Source organism: Shinella sp. CPCC 101442 (genome assembly GCF_024704725.1).
GTDB lineage: Bacteria > Pseudomonadota > Alphaproteobacteria > Rhizobiales > Rhizobiaceae > Shinella.
The window spans coordinates 325343-343996 of the sequence record NZ_JALIQS010000004.1 but is presented as its reverse complement, the minus strand read 5'-3'; the positions used below and the strand labels follow the sequence as shown (position 1 = coordinate 343996).

Genomic DNA, 18654 nt, shown 5'->3' with positions numbered 1-18654 from the left:
ACCGCGCCTTACTCCGCCGACCCGCCCTCGGACGGCGGGCTCTCGGCGCGTGGCCGGCGCTTCATGTTGCGGCGGATCATGCCGAGATCGGCGCCGCCGATGAGGAAGGCGACGGAGAAGTAGACGACCATGGCGAAGCCGATGAGAAGGCCGAGCGCCATGAGCTGTTCGAAGAGCGGCGATGCCGATACGAGACGATCGGCCAGGTAGTCGGAGGCGTATTCGAGCGCGACGGCCATGATGACCGCGGCGATCAGCAGGCGTGCGACGCGCCAGACAAGCGCCTTCTCCAGCGGCCAGTGGCCACGGCGCACCAGCGTCACGAAGAGCAGCAACGCCGTCAGCCAGCCGGAGACGGTCTCGGCCGTGGCGATGCCGCGCTCATGGAACAGCGGGAAGAGCGAGACGGCAAGCACGCAGTTGATGACGACCGACAGCAGGGTGATGCGCATCGGCGTCTTGGTGTCCTCCCGGGCGAAGAAGCCGGGATTGAGCGCCTTGATCATCACGAAGCCCGGCAGACCGAGACCATAGATGGCGAGCGTGCCGGCGACGACGGAGGTGGTCTCCGGGCTGAAGGCGCCGCGCTCGTAGAGCACACGCACGATCTCGTCGGAGATGACCCAGAGAGCGGCGGCGGCGGGCAGCGTCAGGAACAGCACGAATTCCATCGAGCGGTTCTGCAGATTGCCGGCCTCGCGCTCGTGGCCGCCCTTCAGCGCCCGGGCCAGTTCCGGCAGAAGCACCACGCCGACGGCGATGCCGACGACGCCGAGCGGCAGCTGGTAGACGCGGTCGGCATATTGTAGGGCCGAGATCGCACCGTCCTTGGTGGAGGCGATCATCTGGCCGATGAGCTGGTTGATCTGGGTGATGCCACCGGTGACGGCCGCCGGGAAGGCGAGCCAAAGCAGGCGCTTGACGTTCGGCGTTATGCGCGGGCGGCGAAAACCGATCCGCATGCCGGCATGGCGCACGCCGGCATAGAGCACCGCCATCTGCAGAAGGCCGGAGGCAAGCACGCCCCAGGAGAGATACCAGGCCGTCTCCAACGGAGAGGCACCGTCCCAAAGCGCATAGCCCAGCGCACCGATCAGCACGATATTGAGGAAGACGGGAGCGATGGCGGCGGCGAAATAGTGGTGCAGCGAATTCAGCATGCCCGACAGCATCGCCGTCAGCGACATGCACATGAGATAGGGGAACATGACGACGGCGAGTTTGACCGTCACGTCGAACTTTTCCGCATCGTCCACGAAGCCCGGCGCGATGACCCAGGCGACGATGAGCGGCATGAGCAGCTGCATCGCGATGGTCAGCATCAAGAGCACGGAGAACAGGACGCCGAAGACTTCTTCTGAGAAGCGTTTCGCGCCGTCGAGGCCACCCGCCTCGATCTCCTTGGCGAAGAGCGGCACGAAGGCGGCGTTGAAGGCACCCTCGGCGAAGAGGCGACGGAAGAGGTTCGGAAAACGGAACGCGGCATAGAAGGCGTCGGCCATCGGGCCGGTGCCCAGCGCTGCGGCCATCAGCGTCTCGCGGGCAAAGCCGAGCACGCGGCTGCCGAGCGTCGCGCCGCCGACGGTCGCGAATTTCTTGACCAGACTCATTGTTGTGCCTTGACCCTTCTTGGCGTCGGCGCGACCGGCGCGATCATGCCGGGCGGCATGCGGTCGCGCAGCTCGTCCGCCTCGTCGGCCATCACGGCCTTCAGCCGGGCGGCGATATTGGCGTGCCGGCTCTCGTTGGTGACCTTCTGGCCGACGAGGTCGGTGACGTAGAAGGTATCGATGACCTTCTCGCCGAAGGTGGTGATATGCGCCGACGCGATGTCGAGCGAGAGATCGGACAGCACGGCCGTCACCTCCGAGAGCAGGCCCGGGCGGTCGAGGCACTCGATCTCGATGACGGTGAACTTGTTCGACAGCGCATTGGAGATGGTGACGGCCGGAGACACGGTGAAGGTGCGGCTGCGCTTGCGGCTCCTGGTGCGGGTCGCGATCACTTCGGGCAGGCGCTTGCGGCCCGCCAGCACGTCCTCGATCATGCGGCCGATCGTGCCGGCCCGGCGGGTCTCGTCGGCATCGTTGGGAAACTCGCGGGTGACCAAAATCGTGTCGAGCGCGCGGCCATCCGACGTGGTGAAGATCTGCGCGTCGACGATGTTGGCGCCAGCGGCCGCGCAGGCACCGGCAATCACCGTCAGCAGGCGCGGATGGTCCGGCGAGAGCACGGTGATTTCGGTGATGGCGTGGAAGGAATGAGTGCGCACCATGGTGGCAAGCGACTGACCCGCCTTGTCCGTCTCGCGCACGAAGCCGGCATGGCGCACCTGATCCTCCAGCGACACAGTCAGCAGGTAGGGATCGTAGTGCAGCTTGGTATAGGTCTTGCGATCCTTCTGGTTCCAGTCCGCCGGCAGCGCATTGGAGAGGATTTCGCGGGCGGCCTGGGCGCGCTCTTTTCGCGACAACTCGGAGAACCCGCCGGAAATCAGCAGTTCCGTCTCGTAGTAGAGCGTGCGCAGCAGCTGGCCCTTCCAGCCATTCCACACCCCCGGGCCGACAGCGCGGATGTCGCAGACGGTCAGCACCAGCAGCATCTTCAGCCGCTCCATCGACTGCACCTTTTCGGCAAAGTCGACGATGGTCTTGCGGTCGTTGAGGTCGCGGGTCTGCGCGACCATGGACATGGTCAGGTGTTCCTCGATCAGCCAGACGACCAGTTCCGTCTGCTTGGGCGACAGGCCGAAGCGCGGGCAGAGCTTGCGCGCCACCTTGGCGCCCGCCTCGGAGTGGTCCTCCGGCCGGCCCTTGGCGATGTCGTGCAGGAGCACGGCAACGTAAAGCGGCATGCGGTCCTCGATCGAGGGCATCACCTGATAGCTCAGCGGGTGGGCATCCTTCTCGCGGCCCTGGTCGATATTGGCGAGCACGCCGACAGCGCGGATCAGATGCTCGTCGACCGTGTAGTGATGATACATGTTGAACTGCATCATCGCGACGATCTTGCCGAATTCCGGAATGAACTTGCCGAGCACGCCCGCCTCGTTCATCCGGCGAAGGATGAGCGCCGGGTCGCGCGGCGAGGTGAGGATCGACAGGAACAGCCGGTTCGCCTCCTCGTTCTCACGTAGCGCCGAATTGATCAGCCCGAGCGAACGGGTCACCAGCCTCAGCGCGTCGGGGTGGAACTCCAGGCCGTTGAGATCGGCAATGTGGAAGAGACGGACGAGATTGACCGGATCGCGTTTGAAGACTTCCGCATCGGCAATCGTGATGCGGCCTCGGTCTTCGAGGAAATCCAGCGTGCCGGCGATTTTGCGCGTCCGGCGGGTGAAACGGCTGATGACGGCGGTGATGCCGGGCGCTTCCTTGGCCTGCTGGTCTTCCAGCGTGGCGCAAAAGATGCGCGTGAGGTCTCCGACATCCTTCGCGACGAGGAAATAGTGCTTCATGAAGCGTTCGACGGCCGAGAGGCCCGGATGCGGCTGGTAGCCGAGGCACTCGGCGATTTCCCGCTGGATGTCGAAGGACAGCCGCTCCTCGGCCTTGCCCGTCAGGAAATGCATGTGGCAGCGCACGGCCCAGAGGAAATCGTCGGCCTTCTGGAAGAGCTTGTATTCCTGCCTGGAGAGCACGCCGAGCTTCACCAGTTCGGCCGGGTCCTTGATGTGATAGAAATACTTGGCGATCCAGAACAGCGTGTGCAGGTCGCGAAGCCCGCCCTTGCCTTCCTTGACGTTCGGCTCGACGAGGTAGCGCGTGTCGCCGGCCTTGCGGTGGCGCTCGTCACGCTCGGCAAGCTTGGCGGCGATGAATTCCGGCCCGGTGCCACGCACGATCTCGCGGTCGAAACGCACCGCCAGCTCCTCGAACAGCGCGACCGAGCCGCCGATATAGCGCGCTTCGAGGATCGCGGTGCGGATCGTCATGTCGCTCTTGGAGAGCTGGATGCACTCTTCCAGATTGCGGGTGGCGTGGCCGACCTTGAAGCCCAGATCCCACAGGATATAGAGCATGAATTCGATGGCCGGCTCGCTCCAGGCGGCGGGTTTTGCCGGCAGCAGGAAGAGCAGGTCGATATCCGAGCCCGGCGCCAGCGTGCCGCGACCATAGCCGCCGACAGCCGTCACCGTGATGCGCGTTGCCGGCGGCGCCTGGCCGGCGCTGAAGACGTGGTTCAGCGCAAAATCATGCAGGACGGCGATCAGCTGGTCCTGCAGCCAGGAAATGCGGGCGGCGCATTGCAGCCCGCTGCCATCGGCAAAGAGCAGTTCGCGGGCGCGTTCGCGGCCGGCGGCATTGGCGGCCTTGAACTCGGCCAGCAACGCGCTGCGCATGCGGTCGCGGTAGTCTGCATTGGTGCTGGCGATGAATTCGCATTTGGCGCGCAGCGCCGGCACGTCGAGAAGACCGGACTGAGCCGGTGCCAAGAGCTTGTGTTCCATTGGATGCCGGCCTGCGTCCCGCTTCTCGTCCATCGCCCGTTCGGTTCGCATGCCTATAGACCCTTTCAGCACGCGAGGACAATGATCCTAGCCGCTACCGATTGCCAAGTTCTTTCTTCAGCGCATAGAGCGCATCCAGCGCCTCGCGCGGCGTCATGTCATCAGGGTTCAAATCCTTCACCAACGCCTCGACCTTCGACGGCGTGGCGTCGCGCTTCATCTCCTCGCGACGCACCGCGACCTGGAACAGCGGCAGATCGTCAATGAGCTGGCTTGCCGGGTTCTTGCGGTCGGCATCCTCGAGCTTGGCGAGCACGTCTTTTGCGCGTGCCACGACCGAGGCGGGCAGACCGGCAAGGCGCGCCACCTGGATACCGTAGGAGCGATCCGCCGCACCCGGACCAACCTCGTGCAGGAAGATCACGTCGCCATCCCACTCCTTGACGCGCATTGTGGCGTTGGAAAGGCGTGCGAGCTTTTCCGAAAGCACGGTCAATTCGTGGAAATGCGTGGCGAAAAGACCGCGGCAGCGATTGCCCTCGTGCAGGTGCTCGACCGAAGCCCAGGCAATGGAAAGGCCGTCGAAGGTGGCGGTGCCACGGCCGATTTCGTCGAGGATGACGAGCGAGCGGTCGGTCGCCTGATTGAGGATCGCGGCCGTTTCGACCATTTCCACCATGAAGGTGGAGCGGCCGCGCGCCAGATCGTCCGATGCCCCGACGCGCGAGAAGAGACGGTCGACGATGCCGATATGGGCGCTTTCGGCCGGCACATAGGCACCCATCTGGGCGAGGATGGCGATAAGCGCGTTCTGGCGCAGGAAAGTCGACTTACCGCCCATGTTCGGGCCGGTCAAAAGCCAGATCGCACCATGGCTCTTGCCGTCCACGGGCGAGAGGTCGCAGGAATTGGCGACGAAGGCGGTAGCATGCTGGCGGCGCAGCGCCTGCTCGACGACGGGGTGGCGTCCGCCGACAATGGCGAACATCGTGGAACTATCGACCACCGGGCGGCAATAGGCCTGTTCCTCGGCAAGTGCCGCAAGGCCCACCGACACATCGACGACGCCGAGCGCGCGTGCGGCCGCCTTGATGGCCTCGGCTTCCGCGACGACCGCCTCGACAAGACCGTCGAAGGCCGCAAGCTCGATGGCGAGCGCCCGGTCGGCGGCATTGGCGATCTTGGTTTCAAGTTCCGAGAGCACCGTCGTCGTGAAACGCATGGCGCCGGCCATGGTCTGGCGATGGATGAAACGGGCCTTCGCCTCGTCGCCCTCGGTCAGCGCGGAGGCATTGCCGGCGGAGACCTCGATGAAATAGCCGAGCACGTTGTTGTGCTTGATCTTCAACGACTTGACGCCGGTTTCCTCGGCATATTGCAGCTGCAGGCCGGCAATGACGCGGCGGGACTGGTCGCGCAGCCCCCGCACCTCGTCCAACTCGCCATCGGCCGCCTCGCGGATGAAGCCGCCATCGCGTTTCAGGAGCGGCAGCTCGTCTGACAGCATGAAGGACAGGCGGTGCGAAAGCGCGACGGGCAGCGCCGCGATGGCGGTGCGAGCGGCGGCGAGCTCTCCCTCCAGCTCTTCGGCCGCCATCAATCCCGCGATTTCCGCGGCGGTAGAGAGACCTTGCAGAATGGCGCCGAGATCGCGCGGGCCGCCACGGCCAAGCGCAATGCGCGACAGCGCGCGCGGCATGTCGGGGATGCGCTTCAGCGTCCGGCGCAAATCCTCGCAGAAGGAGGCACGGTCGGCGAGCGTCGAGATCGAATCGAGCCTGATATTGATCGTGTCGGGATCGGTCAGCGGCGACATCAGGCGCTCGGCGAGCAGACGCGCACCACCGCTCGTGACGGTGCGGTCGATCGCTTTCAGCAGCGTGCCGCTGCGGTCTCCCGATTGCGTGCGCACGAGTTCGAGATTGGTGCGGGTGGCGGGATCTATGAACAGCGTCGAGGCCGAGCTTTCGCGTTCAGGCCGGCCGAGCGGCGGGCGCTCGGCGATCTGCGTCTTCTCGACATAGGAGATGGCTGCGGAGGCTGCTGCAAACTCCGCGCGCGAAAAGGTGCCGAAGCCATCGAGCGTCGAGACGCCGAAATAGCGGGCGATGCGGCCCTCGGCCGTCGCGCTGTCGAACAGCACAGCCGGCTGGGGCACCGCGACGCGGCCGATCACGTCGAGTACGGGGCGGAATTCGGGATCGTAGAACAGCGTGTCCGGCACGATCAGCTCGCGCGGATCGATGCGCAGAATATCGGCGAGAAGCTGTCCCTGCGCGGTCTCCGACAAACGGAAGATGCCGGTGGAAATATCGATCCAGGCGAGCGCCATGGAAGGCTCCGCGCCGCCACGGATGCGCGCGACGGCCATGAGATAGTTGGCGTCCGACGGCGAGAGCAGCTTTTCCTCGGTCAACGTGCCCGGCGTGACCAGGCGCACGACATCGCGGCGCACCACGGACTTGGAGCCGCGCTTCTTCGCCTCCGCCGGGTCCTCCACCTGCTCGCAGACGGCGACACGGAAACCGACGGCGATCAGCCTTTGCAGGTAGTCATCCGCCGCATGGACCGGCACGCCGCACATGGGGATGTCGAGGCCCATATGCTGACCACGCTTGGTGAGCGTGATGCCGAGCGCACGCGATGCATCCACCGCGTCCTGGAAGAACAGCTCGTAGAAATCCCCCATGCGGTAAAACAGCATGCTGTCGGGATTGGCAGCCTTGATCTCGATAAACTGCTCCATCATCGGCGTCGCCGATGCGCGGCTTTCGTCGCTGGCAAGTTCGGATGTCGTCAGGATATCGTTTTGGCGCGCGATCTGATCGTTCACGGAGAGTCTGTTCTTCCTAAAAAAGAGGTGTCACCCTAGCCATGCAGCGATATAGAAAACAACAGCTGTAAGAAGCTATGGGCCTATCGCCCACAAGAGTGTGAAGGGGGGAATATGCCGGGAACCGACAAAACAGATCGTAAGAGGGCAACCGTCACGGACCAGGAAGCCCTGGATTTCCATTCGTCCGGCCGTCCCGGCAAGCTCGAGATCACGCCGACCAAGCCGATGGCGACCCAGCGCGACCTGTCGCTTGCCTATTCGCCCGGCGTTGCAGTGCCGGTGAAGGCCATCGCCGAGGATCCGTCGACCGCCTATGACTACACGACGCGCGGCAACATGGTCGCCGTCATTTCGAACGGCACCGCCATTCTCGGTCTGGGCAATCTCGGGGCGCTCGCCTCCAAGCCCGTCATGGAAGGCAAGTCCGTCCTCTTCAAGCGCTTTGCCGACGTCGATTCCATCGACCTCGAGGTCGACACGGAGAATGTCGACGAGTTCATCAACTGCGTGCGCTATCTCGGCCCGTCCTTCGGCGGCATCAATCTCGAGGACATCAAGGCACCCGACTGTTTCATCATCGAGCAGCGCCTGCGCGAATTGATGGACATCCCCGTTTTCCACGACGACCAGCACGGCACCGCCATCATCGCCGCCGCCGGCCTGATCAATGCGCTGGCGCTGACCGGCCGCGACTTCAAGACGACCAAGCTCGTCTGCAACGGGGCCGGTGCCGCCGCCATCGCCTGCATCGAGCTCATCAAGTCGATGGGCTTTGCACCCGACAATGTCATCCTCTGCGACACCAAGGGCGTCATCTACCAGGGCCGCGAAGAGGGTATGAACCAGTGGAAGTCGGCCCATGCGGTGAAAACCGACCGGCGGTCGCTGGCGGAGGCCATGGAAGGTGCCGACGTGGTGTTCGGCCTCTCCGCCAAGGGCGCATTCTCGGAAGACATGATCCGCGCCATGGCGCCGCGCCCGATCATCTTCGCGATGGCCAACCCGGATCCGGAAATCACACCGGAAGAAGTCGCCCGCATCCGTGACGACGCGATCGTCGCGACCGGCCGTTCGGACTATCCGAACCAGGTCAACAACGTGCTCGGCTTCCCCTATATCTTCCGTGGCGCACTCGACGTGCGGGCGTCCACGATCAACGACGCGATGAAGATCGCCGCTGCCGAGGCACTCGCCAAGCTCGCCAAGGAAGACGTGCCCGACGACGTCGCCGCCGCCTATCAGGGTGTGCGCCCGCGCTTCGGCGCGCAGTACATCATCCCCGTGCCGTTCGATCCGCGCCTGATCTCGGCGATCCCCGTCGCGGTCGCCAAGGCGGCGATGGAGACGGGCGTCGCGCGCAAGGACATTGCCGATCTCGACGCCTATGCGCGCGATCTCAGGGCCCGCCGCGACCCCATCGCCTCGACGCTGCAGCAGATCTACGCCCGCGTGCGCCGTCACCCCAAGCGGGTCGTCTTCGCCGAGGGCGAGGAAGAGCAGATGATGCGCGCCGCCGTCTCCTATGCCAACCAGCAGCTTGGCACCGCCATCCTCGTCGGCCGCGACGACCGGATGCGGGAAGTCGCCGACCGCGCCGGCATCGATCTCGACCGGCCGGGCATCGAACTGCTCAATGCGCGCATCTCGACCCGCAACGACGCCTATATCGACTATCTCTACGCCCGCATTCAGCGAAACGGCTTTCTGTACCGCGATGCCCAGCGCCTGATCCACAACGACCGCAATCATTTCGCCGCCTGCATGGTGGCGCTGGGCGATGCGGACGCGATGGTCACCGGCCTGACGCGCAACTATTCCACGGCGCTCGAGGATGTCCGCCGCTGCATCGACGCCAAGCCCGGTCACCGGGTGATCGGCGCCTCGCTGGCGCTGTGCCGCGGCCGTGCCGTGCTCGTCGCCGATACGGCCGTGCATGACATGCCGAATGCCGATGAGCTGGCCGACATCGCCGAAGAGGCGGCCGGCCTCGCCCGCCGCCTCGGCTACGAGCCCCGTGTCGCGATGCTCGCCTATTCGACCTTCGGCCACCCCTCGGGCGAACGGTCCGAACGGGTGCGGGAAGCGGTAAAAATCCTCGACCGCCGCCGCGTCGATTTCGAATATGACGGCGAGATGGCGGCGGATGTGGCGCTGAATTCGCGCATCATGGAACAGTACCCGTTCTGCCGCCTCTCGGGGCCGGGCAACGTGCTCGTCATGCCGGCATTCCACTCGGCGTCGATTTCGACCAAGATGCTGCAGGAACTCGGCGGCTCGACCGTCATCGGCCCGATGCTCGTCGGCCTCGACAAGTCCGTGCAGATCGTCTCGATGGGGGCGAAGGACAGCGACATCGTCAACATGGCGACGCTCGCCGCCCACAATGCCGGCTGATCAGACCTGAAAAACCGCCCGCCCCGATAACGGGACGGGCGGTAAAATCTGGCTGTGCTGACCGTCATGAAAGTTTCAACCGGGCGATTGCCGGGAGCATTTCCAGCAAAAGCGCGAAGCGGTTTTGCGTCCGGAAATGCGGAAGTGCTCTAGCTGGCGAAACGTCCGGCGTCCGCACCGTAATAGTTGAGGTAGCGGCCGGAAATCTTGCCGATCGGCAACACGATGAGAACGTCCGTCGTGTTGAAGCCGTGGTCAACGACGGCGCCGGTGCCGACTGTGGCACCGAGGCGCAGATAGCCCTTGATGAGCGGCGGCATGGCGAAGAGCGCCTTGCGCGGATCGATGCCTTCGGACGGCATCAGATCCATGGTGCGGAAAATCTCGGGGCGGGCCAAAACGTTCCACTCGTCCTCAGCCTGCACGTTGTGGTGCAGGAAGGAGAGCGCCAGCGCATGCTCCTCCGGCACGACGCCATGGAAGGACGCGCAGCCGAACATGACGTCGATGCCGTGCTTCAGCGCATAGGCCCAGTTGCCCTGCCAGAGCAACTCGACGGTACGCTTGGTCCGGTAGGCCGGCAGCACGCAGGAACGGCCCAGTTCCATGAAACGCTTTTCCGGATGCCGGGCGATCAGCGTGTCCACATCGAATTCCGACTGGGAATAGAAGCCGCCGGAGACGGTGGCGACGTCCTGGCGCAGCAGGCGATAGGTGCCGACGATCTGTTCTTCCGCGTCGCCCTCGATCGAGGTATCGAGCACAAGCAGGTGGTCGCAGACCATGTCCCAGGCATCGATGTCGCGCTTGCGGCGCACGGCATCCGGCGATAGCCGGGCGTTCATTTCCTCTGCAAAAACGCGGTAGCGCACGGCCTGGGCGGCGTCGATCTCGCTCACGGAGCGGGCGATGCGCGTTTCCAGGTTGCCGATGCGGCCGAGCACGTCCGTTCCCGAACGTCCGGCGACCGGAACGGTCTTCTGGGCGATCTCCACCGGGGCGATGGTCTGGGCAAGGTCGAGCGTCATGGCAGTATACCCGTTATCAGGAACTCCGTGGGTTTAACCACGATTCTGCAACAAGATAATGACGCAAGGACGGCTTGAGAAGATCAGGCTGTCACATAGCGGGCAAGGCGCGCGATTTCCGCGATGAGCTGCACCGGATCGGCGGGCTTCGCCAACACCGCATCGGCACCCACGGCAAGCAGGTCCTCGGCAAGGCCGGCCCGGCTGTCGGCCGTCAGCACAATGACCGGCAGGCGGGCGTTGCCGTAGTCGCGCTGCACGATCCGCGCGATCATCTCCCTGCCGTCACCGCCGGGCATGCCGAGATCGGTGACGATGAGATCGGCCGCAAACGGTCCGGCATCGGTGGCGCCGGCAAGCGCTGAGACGAGGGCAGGATAATCGGGCACATGCCGCACCGTATGACCGGCACGCTCCAGAACCGCGCGCACCAGCATGGCATTGACCGGGTCGTCTTCGGCAAGCAAGATGCGCGCGCCCGTCGCTGATGACGGCGTGGGCTCGGCCAGTTGCGGCAGGTCCTTCAGGATCGGCCGGTTGTCGTTGATCGCATCGCGCACCTCGATGCCCTTCATGCGGCCGCGCAGCACCTCGACGAGCGAGCGCTCGCGCAGCGGCCGGATCAGCCAGGAATCGTAGCCCTCGCCATTGCCGATGGCGCGACCCGTCCGCTCCTCGGGATTGACGAGGTAGATGCGGCGGGCGCGGCTGTCTCTGACATAGTGGAGATCGGCGAGTTCGCGGCGAAAGACGCCGGCGAGCCTGTTGTCGACGATGATATCCGTCAGCTCGGCCTTGCGGCCGGCGAGACCCTGCAGGAGATCGAAAGCTTCATCGACGGAGCTGGCAAGATGGCAACTGCCGCCGAGCGCATCGATGGTGCGCACCAGCGCCTTCGACGCCGGACCGGCCGGCGCCAGCAGGAAAACCATGCTGCCCTTCAGCACGCCTTTGCGCGAGGTGCCGCCGACGGTTTTTCGGGTATCGACCGGCATGCGGATGGTGAAGGTGCTGCCCTTGCCCGGCGTGCTCTCCAGTGTCAGCGCACCGCCGGCCTCGTTGAGGATGCGGGCGGATATGGCAAGGCCGAGACCCGTGCCGCCGCTGCGCTGGGCGGCGCTGCCGGTCTGCTCGAATTCGTGGAAGATGCGCGCCTGTTCCTCGGCATTCATGCCGGGGCCGGTATCGGTGACGCGGACGACGACGGCGCCGCGTTCCATCGTCGTTTCCATGGAGATGCCACCGGTATGCGTGAATTTCACCGCATTGCCGACGACGTTGTAGAGCACCTGGCGCAGGCGCGGTGCATCGTAGGTGAGCAGGCCCGGCACCTCAGGCGAGACGAAGGAACCGATCTCGATGCCCTTTTCATGGGCGCGGTGCGACAGCATTTCCACGACGCTTTCCAGCATCGGACGCACCGGCTCTTCCGACGGACGGAGCTGGAAGCGGCCGGCTTCGATGGTCGAGAAATCGAGCAGATCGTCGACGAGCTGCACGAGCGCGTGGCCGGACTGGCGGATGCCGGCCAGATAGTTCTTCTGCTCGGCGGTCAGGCGCGTCTGGCCGATCAGGTGCGACATGCCGAGAATACCCGACAGGGGCGTGCGGATTTCGTGGCTGACGGTGGCGAGCAGGCGGGATTTCGCGGCACTGGCCTCTTCCGCGCGCTGGCGGGCGCGCTCGCGCTCGCCCTCGGCGCGGCGCTCCTCCGTAACCTCGCGGGCGATGGAATGCACCACGAGCTCCCCGGAAGCCGGGTCGCGCACGGTGACATCGTGCCAGGAATAGATGCGCTTTCCGGCGGTGCCGCTCACAGCGACATCGTAGCGGTGGGCGATTGCCTGCGAGCGAAAGGAAAGGCCGATCTCCTCGCAGGTCCTGCCCTTCACGTCGGCGATGCCGGTAAGCTCTGAAAGCACGGCATTTGCGCGCAGGATGCGGCCGTCGAGCGCGCGCATGACGACGATGTCACCGAGCACGTCATGAATGGCCGAAAGGATTTCCGAGGTCTCGCTACGCTCCCAGGAACGATCGCGATCGGTCTCGGCGACGGACGGACGGCGGGTGCGATAGAGGAACACGACGCCGGCAATGCCGGCGAGGCCGAGCGCGGCGGCGGCGATGTAGAAACCGGTCGCCATGCCGGTCGCCAGAACCAGTGCGGCCGACAACAGGCCGATGCCGGCGATCACGCTGCGGATCGTCGCATGGCGCTCCGGCTCCGGGTGTGGCACGACGATATCGACGTCCACGTCGGGGGAACCGGACACCGTGTCTCCCTGGGAGTCGGCGCGGCTGGAACGGCGCTGCGCTTCGGCAAATTCGGCCTGGAGCCGGTTCTGTAGCTTGACGGGTTCGCTCATGACGATCCGCTTATCACGCGGACCGTTCAAATCGGCTTCAGCAAGTCGCTCAAATTTTATCGATCCCGGCGGCGCAGGAGAAGCAACTCGTCGAGGATGACGAGGCCGGCGCCGATGGTGATGAAACTGTCGGCGAGATTGAAGACGGCAAACGACCAGGTCTCGGTGTAGAACAGCACATAGTCGATGACATAACCGAACAGCGCGCGATCGATCAGGTTGCCGAAAGCACCGGCGATGATGAAGGCATAGCCGGCATGGGCAAAGCCACGCTCCTTCGGCGTCTGCCGCCACAGCCAGATGACGAAACCGACGACGAAAAGCCGGAGCGTCACGATGAACCAGCCCTCCATGCCCGACAGCATGGAGAAGGCGACGCCGTAATTGTAGGTGCGGTAGAGCGCCAGCATCGGCGTGACATGCACCGCCTCCTGGAAGGGAAGCCACATCTCGACGGCGAATTTCACGGCCTGGTCGAGAAGCAGGGCGCACAGGATGAAGACGACGACCGGCACCGGCCGCGACATCAGCGGAATGCGAGCGTTCATGCGCGCGCTTCCAGCGTGAGCAGATGGCGGCGCGCCTCGAAGAGCATAACACCCGTGGCAATCGCGAGGTTCAGCGAATCCGCAAGGCCGACCTGCGGGATGCGAGCAAGCGCATCGGCCTCGCGGGCAAGCTCCTCCGGCAGGCCGGACTGCTCGTTGCCCATGAGAAGCACGACGGGTTTTTTCTTGTAGTCGATGGTGCGGTAGTCGACCGCGCCGGCGAGATGGGTCGCGACGACCGAGACGCCCGCGCCCTTCTTCCAGCCGAGGAAATCGGCCACGCTCGCCTTCACCAGCGGCACGGCGAAGACCGAGCCCATGGTGGCGCGCACGGTTTCCATCGAGAAGGGATCGGTGCTTTCGCCGACGAGGATCACGCCGCTCGCACCCGCCGCGTCCGCCGTGCGGATGATCGTGCCGAGATTGCCGGGATCGCGCACGCGGTCGAGCGCCACATAGGTCTCGCCCGCCTTGGGCCTGATGTCGCGCAGGCTCGTCCAGCGCTGCGTGAAAATGCCGACGACCATCTGCGGATTGTCGCGCCGGGTGATCGAAGACAGCACTTTCTCGCTGACCTCGAGCACCAGCCCGCCACGCGCCACGGTCTTGGTCGCGCATTGCACGACCTGCGGCTTGTCCTTGACGTTCTTGGCATAGACCAGCGTTCTGATCTCGAAGCCGAGCTCCAGCGCGTCGATGACGAGCTTCAGGCCTTCGGCCATGAAGCTTTTCGTCTCGTCGCGGTCCTTCTTGTTGGCGAGCGCCTTGATGTCCTTGACGATCGGATTGGAAAGGCTCGTGACCTCCTTCACCTGTCCGACGCGGCGGCTCCCATGGTGTTCCTGGCTCATGCGCTGATCCATCGGCTGAAGAGGGAAGTGGAGAGCGCGCGGCCGGCATTTCGGCCGTCAGGACCGCTCTCGCGGATGACAAGCTCGCCCGATTCCACCGTACCGCCGGCACCGCGCATCGTCTCGCGCATCAGCTCGTGGATGGAGTAGAAGCTCGCCCGGATCGAATAGGCCGTCAGAACCAGGCCGATGGCCTTGGGCGACAGGATCTCGCGGCAGATGTCGAGCATCAGCGGCAGGTGATCGAAGAGATGCCAGACCTCCCCGTTCGGGCCGCGGCCGAATTTCGGCGGGTCGGCGAGGATGATGTCGTATTTGCTGCCGCGGCGTTCCTCGCGCTGGATGAACTTCATCGCGTCTTCGCAGATCCAGCGGATCGGCAGCTTGTCCATGCGCCCGAGCGTTTGGTTTTCCCGCGCCCAGCCGATCGCCTTCCTGGAGGCGTCGACATGGGTGACTTCAGCACCGGCAGAAGCGGCGACCAGCGAGGCGACGCCGGTGTAACCGAAGAGGTTCAGCACCTTGAGCGGGCGACCGGCCGTCTCGACCTTTTCCTTCATCCAGCTCCAATGGGCGAGCTGCTCGGGAAAGACGCCGACATGGCGAAAGGCGGTGAAGCGGCCGTGGAAATCGACGCCGAGCAGCTGCATCGGCCAGGTCTCGCCGAGCAGGACCTTGGGGAACTTCCAGCGCCCCATGCCGTCCTCGTCCGTATCGCCGGTAAAAAGCGCGTCGGCCTTGTCCCAGACGCTATCGGGAAGACTGCGCTGCCAGAGCGCCTGCGCCTCGGGCCGCACGATGCGGTAGGGGCCGTACTGTTCCAGCTTTTCGCCGGCGCCGCTGTCGATGAGACGATATTGGTCGGAGCCGGCGGTTTCGAGGATCACCGGCACGCGCTCGGCGGGCTTGTCGCCCTCGCGACGCATCAGCGGGCGGGCGGGCGTTTCGGGGGCCGGGCGCGGCTCCTTTTTCGGGGCGCTGGCTTTCGCGGCAGGGGCCTTTTGCACATACGCCTTCACGGGCGCCTTCACGGGCGCGGCGGGGCCGCTCTTCGGCCGGCGGGGTCTGTCCTTCACGATGGGTCGTCCGTCGTCGGTTGAATGGGGTGCCGGCGGCGCCGGAAAACAAGCGGCTCCCATACCATCCCTCCCCCACTTGGCAAAGCGCTTTCCGATTGCGATAAATCGGAAAGGTTCAAGGGAGGATCGATCATGGACATGACCGGCGAAGAACGCATTGCCGCGCCGCGCGACGCCGTCTGGGCAGCGCTCAACGACCCCGACATCCTCAGAGCCTGCATTCCCGGCTGTCAGTCGCTGACCATGAAATCGCCGACCGAGCTGGAAGCGACCGTGAAGATCAAGATCGGCCCTGTTTCTGCAAGCTTCAGCGGCGAAGTGACGCTTTCCAACCTCAACCCGCCCGAGAGCTATACGATTTCGGGCGAAGGCAAGGGCGGCATCGCCGGCTTTGCCAAGGGGGGCGCGGATGTGCGGCTCACCGAGGATGGCGACGGCACCATCCTGTCCTATGACGTGAAGGCGCAGATCGGCGGTAAGCTCGCCCAGCTTGGCTCACGCCTCATCGATTCCTCGTCGAAGAAGCTCGCCACCCAGTTCTTCGCCGATTTTGGCGCGCGGCTAAACGGCGCGCCATAGACTATTTTGCGGGGATGACGGCCTGCGAGGCGATCGCTTCGGCGCGGGTGCGGTGCTTTTCGGCTTCACCGTGCCACTTCACCGCCTCGTTCGCTTCAACACGGGCGCGCTTGCGGTACTTGCTCTGGGCAAACCAGGTCGCCAGCGAACCGATGACGAGCCCGAGGATCACGGCGAGGAAGAGATAGACGAAGAACGGTGCGGTCACCGACAGCACGCTGTCCTCAGGGCGGAAGGGATTGAGCGCCAGCGTCACGGATTGGCGATTGGCCACCGAAAGCACGATCAGCACGATGGCGATCGGCAGAAGCACGACGACGTTGATTATTCTCTTGATCATGGCGTCACCTGTCTGGCGCGAAGCCCTCAATCGTCCTGATCGGCCTGGCCGGGATTCAGGCGCTCACGCAGTTCCTTGCCGGTCTTGAAGAAGGGGACCCACTTCTCCTCGACGAAGACGGCGTCGCCCGTGCGCGGATTGCGACCGGAGCGCGACGGGCGGTTCTTGACGGAGAAAGCACCGAAGCCGCGCAGTTCGACGCGGTTTCCGGCAGCCAGCGCATCGGTGATCTCGTCGAGCACCGCGTTGACGATGTTCTCGACGTCGCGGTGATAGAGGTGGGGATTGCGTGCGGCGACAATCTGAACCAGTTCCGACTTGATCACTGTATCCCCCTCAAAAATTCTTGTTTTTCAATCGCGATCAACCTGCCAAACCGAGACCAGACCGTCAAGAAACAACTTTTCGCCGGTCAGCTTTTCGATCGTCGGTTGAAGGTCGAGCGAGAGGCCGAGAATAGAGCGAGCAAGTTCCTGGATACTGCCGCCGAGAAACGGGAAGCCGGACCTGCGCGGCGCGTCATAATCGACGAAGGGAAGGTCCGCGGCCACCTTGCGCTCATCCAGATAGGCACGGATCGCCTCCGGTCCGCCGAGCGTATCGACCAGCTTGGCGGCGAGCGCCTGGCGGCCGGTGAAGATGCTGCCGTCGGCAAGACGCAGAACCTGATCACGCGGCAATTTGCGGCGCTCCACGACGAGATCGACGAACCAGTCGTAGCTGTCCATCACCATGGCGCGGATCATCGCCTTGGCATCCTCGCTTGCCGGATGGAAGGGCGAGGGTTCGGCCTTCAGCGGCGCCGACTTGATCTCCTCGAGGGAAACCCCGATTTTGTCCATCAGCTCCTTCATCTGCGGATACTGGAAGAGCACGCCGATGGAACCGGTGATCGAGCTTTCGCCGGCAATGATCGTGTCGCCGGCGGTGGCGATCATATAGCCCGCGGAGGCCGCGAGCGTGCGCACGTCGGACACGACAGGCTTCTTTTCCGCCACCTTGCGCAGCGCCTTGAAGATGACTTCACCGCCATAGGTCGTTCCGCCGGGCGAGGAAATCGTCACGACGAGCGCCTTGGCCCGGTCGTTTTTCGCGATGCGGTCGAGGCGTTCGAGAAGCTCGCTGTCATCCTGGATGATGCCGGAAATGCTGACGCGGGCGATGTGGTCGACCGCGCCCTTGTCCTTCCAGCCCCAGCTTGCGGCGGCAAAAACGGCGGCGAGCGCGATCACGATGGCCACGACGCGCCAGAAGGTCAGCTTGCGTCGCAGGTGCCGGCGATCGGCGATGGCGGATTGATCCATTCCCTGTCCTCGATGTCCTGGTTCGGCGAAGTCTTGGCTTGCCGAAGGCCTTATCGATATGGCATTCCCGGCGCAAATGGCAAATCGTCGCTGAAGTTTCTTGCACATCCATTGTTTGTTCAGGAATAATCGCCATATGGGCCCCGTTATGCATGCGGCCCGTCGCTTCCGCGAGCGAAGGCCGGATGGCTCGAACCAAGCAGGCAGAATGCTGAACAGCGTGACAGAGGCACCGACGGGTGCGCCGGGCATGAATGTTTCCGCCGAGGCATATCGCCTCGCGACGCGGCATTCCTCGCGCGTGCGCTTTCTCAAGGTGGCGCTACCGGCCGCAGCCCTTGTCGTCGGAGCCATCTTCGTCGTCGTTTCGATCGTGCGCACCTGGATTCCCGCCGACCTGCAGGTCGAAAGTGCGTCCATCGAGGACGGCAAGATCGTCATGCGCAATCCGGCGATATCGGGCCGCAACGACGCCGGCATCAGCTATTCCATGAAGGCCGAACGGGCGCTGCAGGATATGAAGCAGCCCGACGTCATCACGCTCGAAAACATCAAGGCGAAGATGCCGGTCAACGAGACGACGGTTGCCGAAGTGGTGGCCGCAACCGGTATCTACGACCGCGGCAAGAACCTGCTCGACATGGTCGCACCCTTCACGATCAATCTCAACACCGGTCTGGAAGCCGCCTTCCGCTCCGCCCATCTCGATATCAACGGCGGCAGCATGCACACGACGGAGCCGGTTTCCATCCGTTCGCCGGAGGCATCCATTGTTGCGCAGTCGCTGCGAATGACGGATAAAGGCCGGACCGTCGTCTTCGAAGGCAAGGTCGTCGTCGATGTCGACCCCGCCGCCATCCGTAACCGAGAAAAGTAAGA

The 18654-nt window shown here is 64.4% G+C and carries 14 protein-coding genes; 3 read left to right on the top strand and 11 right to left on the bottom strand.

Going from position 1 to position 18654, the window contains the following annotated elements; all coding sequences use genetic code 11:
* Positions 1-8 precede the first annotated feature (8 nt).
* The 3 genes from murJ to mutS all read right to left on the bottom strand — a co-directional run bounded on the left by murJ (position 9) and on the right by mutS (position 7283).
* Positions 9-1610: a murein biosynthesis integral membrane protein MurJ gene (murJ, locus tag MUO32_RS17070; protein ID WP_257949579.1), complete on the bottom strand. Its 1602-nt coding sequence runs from the start codon at positions 1608-1610 to the stop codon at positions 9-11.
* A complete protein-coding gene (locus MUO32_RS17065) occupies positions 1607-4450 on the bottom strand; it encodes a [protein-PII] uridylyltransferase (RefSeq protein WP_257949577.1) in 2844 nt (947 codons plus the stop codon). The genes murJ and MUO32_RS17065 overlap by 4 nt, the downstream gene beginning before the upstream one ends.
* Positions 4451-4544: 94 nt before the next feature.
* Positions 4545-7283: a DNA mismatch repair protein MutS gene (gene mutS / locus MUO32_RS17060; RefSeq protein WP_257949568.1), complete on the bottom strand. Its 2739-nt coding sequence runs from the start codon at positions 7281-7283 to the stop codon at positions 4545-4547.
* Between the two features lie 114 nt (positions 7284-7397).
* Here mutS and MUO32_RS17055 point away from each other — a divergent pair, with 114 nt between their 5' ends.
* Positions 7398-9680 carry an NADP-dependent malic enzyme gene (locus MUO32_RS17055; protein ID WP_257949567.1) on the top strand — a complete coding sequence of 761 codons (2283 nt, stop codon included), beginning with the start codon at positions 7398-7400 and terminating at the stop codon, positions 9678-9680.
* 149 nt (positions 9681-9829) lie between these two features.
* On the opposite strand, the gene MUO32_RS17050 is transcribed toward MUO32_RS17055, so the two are convergent.
* The 5 genes from MUO32_RS17050 to MUO32_RS17030 all read right to left on the bottom strand — a co-directional run bounded on the left by MUO32_RS17050 (position 9830) and on the right by MUO32_RS17030 (position 15549).
* Positions 9830-10708 carry a GNAT family N-acetyltransferase gene (locus MUO32_RS17050; protein ID WP_257949566.1) on the bottom strand — a complete coding sequence of 293 codons (879 nt, stop codon included), beginning with the start codon at positions 10706-10708 and terminating at the stop codon, positions 9830-9832.
* Between the two features lie 83 nt (positions 10709-10791).
* On the bottom strand, positions 10792-13074 hold the full coding sequence (locus MUO32_RS17045; protein ID WP_257949565.1) for a hybrid sensor histidine kinase/response regulator: 2283 nt from the start codon (positions 13072-13074) through the stop codon (positions 10792-10794).
* 56 nt (positions 13075-13130) lie between these two features.
* The gene (lspA, locus tag MUO32_RS17040) at positions 13131-13622 is read right to left on the bottom strand and encodes a signal peptidase II (RefSeq protein ID WP_257949564.1); all 492 of its coding nucleotides are present in this window, start codon (positions 13620-13622) and stop codon (positions 13131-13133) included.
* A complete protein-coding gene (locus MUO32_RS17035) occupies positions 13619-14473 on the bottom strand; it encodes an RNA methyltransferase (RefSeq protein WP_257949561.1) in 855 nt (284 codons plus the stop codon). Before MUO32_RS17035 ends, lspA begins: the two co-directional genes overlap by 4 nt.
* Complete coding sequence (locus MUO32_RS17030; RefSeq protein ID WP_308311303.1) at positions 14470-15549, bottom strand: class I SAM-dependent rRNA methyltransferase; 1080 nt, start codon at positions 15547-15549, stop codon at positions 14470-14472. Before MUO32_RS17030 ends, MUO32_RS17035 begins: the two co-directional genes overlap by 4 nt.
* 135 nt (positions 15550-15684) lie before the next feature.
* Between MUO32_RS17030 and MUO32_RS17025 the strand changes: the two genes are divergently transcribed.
* Complete coding sequence (locus tag MUO32_RS17025; protein WP_257949560.1) at positions 15685-16131, top strand: carbon monoxide dehydrogenase subunit G; 447 nt, start codon at positions 15685-15687, stop codon at positions 16129-16131.
* Between the two features lies 1 nt (position 16132).
* Here the strand turns inward: MUO32_RS17025 and MUO32_RS17020 are convergent, their stop codons facing one another.
* From MUO32_RS17020 to sppA, 3 genes are read right to left on the bottom strand one after another with little or no spacing between them, the layout of a single operon-like run.
* Positions 16133-16471, bottom strand: coding sequence for a DUF1049 domain-containing protein (locus MUO32_RS17020; RefSeq protein WP_257949559.1), 339 nt, complete (start codon positions 16469-16471; stop codon positions 16133-16135).
* A 26-nt stretch (positions 16472-16497) separates the two neighbouring features.
* On the bottom strand, positions 16498-16815 hold the full coding sequence (locus MUO32_RS17015) for an integration host factor subunit beta (protein WP_158565422.1): 318 nt from the start codon (positions 16813-16815) through the stop codon (positions 16498-16500).
* 9 nt (positions 16816-16824) lie between these two features.
* The gene (gene sppA / locus MUO32_RS17010) at positions 16825-17775 is read right to left on the bottom strand and encodes a signal peptide peptidase SppA (RefSeq protein WP_257949558.1); all 951 of its coding nucleotides are present in this window, start codon (positions 17773-17775) and stop codon (positions 16825-16827) included.
* Between the two features lie 208 nt (positions 17776-17983).
* On the opposite strand from sppA, the gene lptC reads away from it, so the two are divergent.
* Positions 17984-18652 (top strand): LPS export ABC transporter periplasmic protein LptC, encoded by a 669-nt coding sequence (gene lptC, locus MUO32_RS17005; protein WP_257949557.1) that lies wholly within the window; start codon positions 17984-17986, stop codon positions 18650-18652.
* The last annotated feature ends 2 nt before the right edge of the window (positions 18653-18654 follow it).

What these genes read in the sequence shown, in the direction of transcription:
- MUO32_RS17035 (WP_257949561.1), bottom strand. Translation starts at nt 14,473, where the DNA reads ATGAGCCAGGAACACCATGGGAGCCGCCGCGTCGGACAGGTGAAGGAG.
- MUO32_RS17045 (WP_257949565.1), bottom strand. Translation starts at nt 13,074, where the DNA reads ATGAGCGAACCCGTCAAGCTACAGAACCGGCTCCAGGCCGAATTTGCC.
- MUO32_RS17025 (WP_257949560.1), top strand. Translation starts at nt 15,685, where the DNA reads ATGGACATGACCGGCGAAGAACGCATTGCCGCGCCGCGCGACGCCGTC.
- lptC (WP_257949557.1), top strand. Translation starts at nt 17,984, where the DNA reads ATGCTGAACAGCGTGACAGAGGCACCGACGGGTGCGCCGGGCATGAAT.
- MUO32_RS17065 (WP_257949577.1), bottom strand. Translation starts at nt 4,450, where the DNA reads ATGGAACACAAGCTCTTGGCACCGGCTCAGTCCGGTCTTCTCGACGTG.
- murJ (WP_257949579.1), bottom strand. Translation starts at nt 1,610, where the DNA reads ATGAGTCTGGTCAAGAAATTCGCGACCGTCGGCGGCGCGACGCTCGGC.
- MUO32_RS17055 (WP_257949567.1), top strand. Translation starts at nt 7,398, where the DNA reads ATGCCGGGAACCGACAAAACAGATCGTAAGAGGGCAACCGTCACGGAC.
- lspA (WP_257949564.1), bottom strand. Translation starts at nt 13,622, where the DNA reads ATGAACGCTCGCATTCCGCTGATGTCGCGGCCGGTGCCGGTCGTCGTC.
- MUO32_RS17050 (WP_257949566.1), bottom strand. Translation starts at nt 10,708, where the DNA reads ATGACGCTCGACCTTGCCCAGACCATCGCCCCGGTGGAGATCGCCCAG.
- sppA (WP_257949558.1), bottom strand. Translation starts at nt 17,775, where the DNA reads ATGGATCAATCCGCCATCGCCGATCGCCGGCACCTGCGACGCAAGCTG.
- MUO32_RS17020 (WP_257949559.1), bottom strand. Translation starts at nt 16,471, where the DNA reads ATGATCAAGAGAATAATCAACGTCGTCGTGCTTCTGCCGATCGCCATC.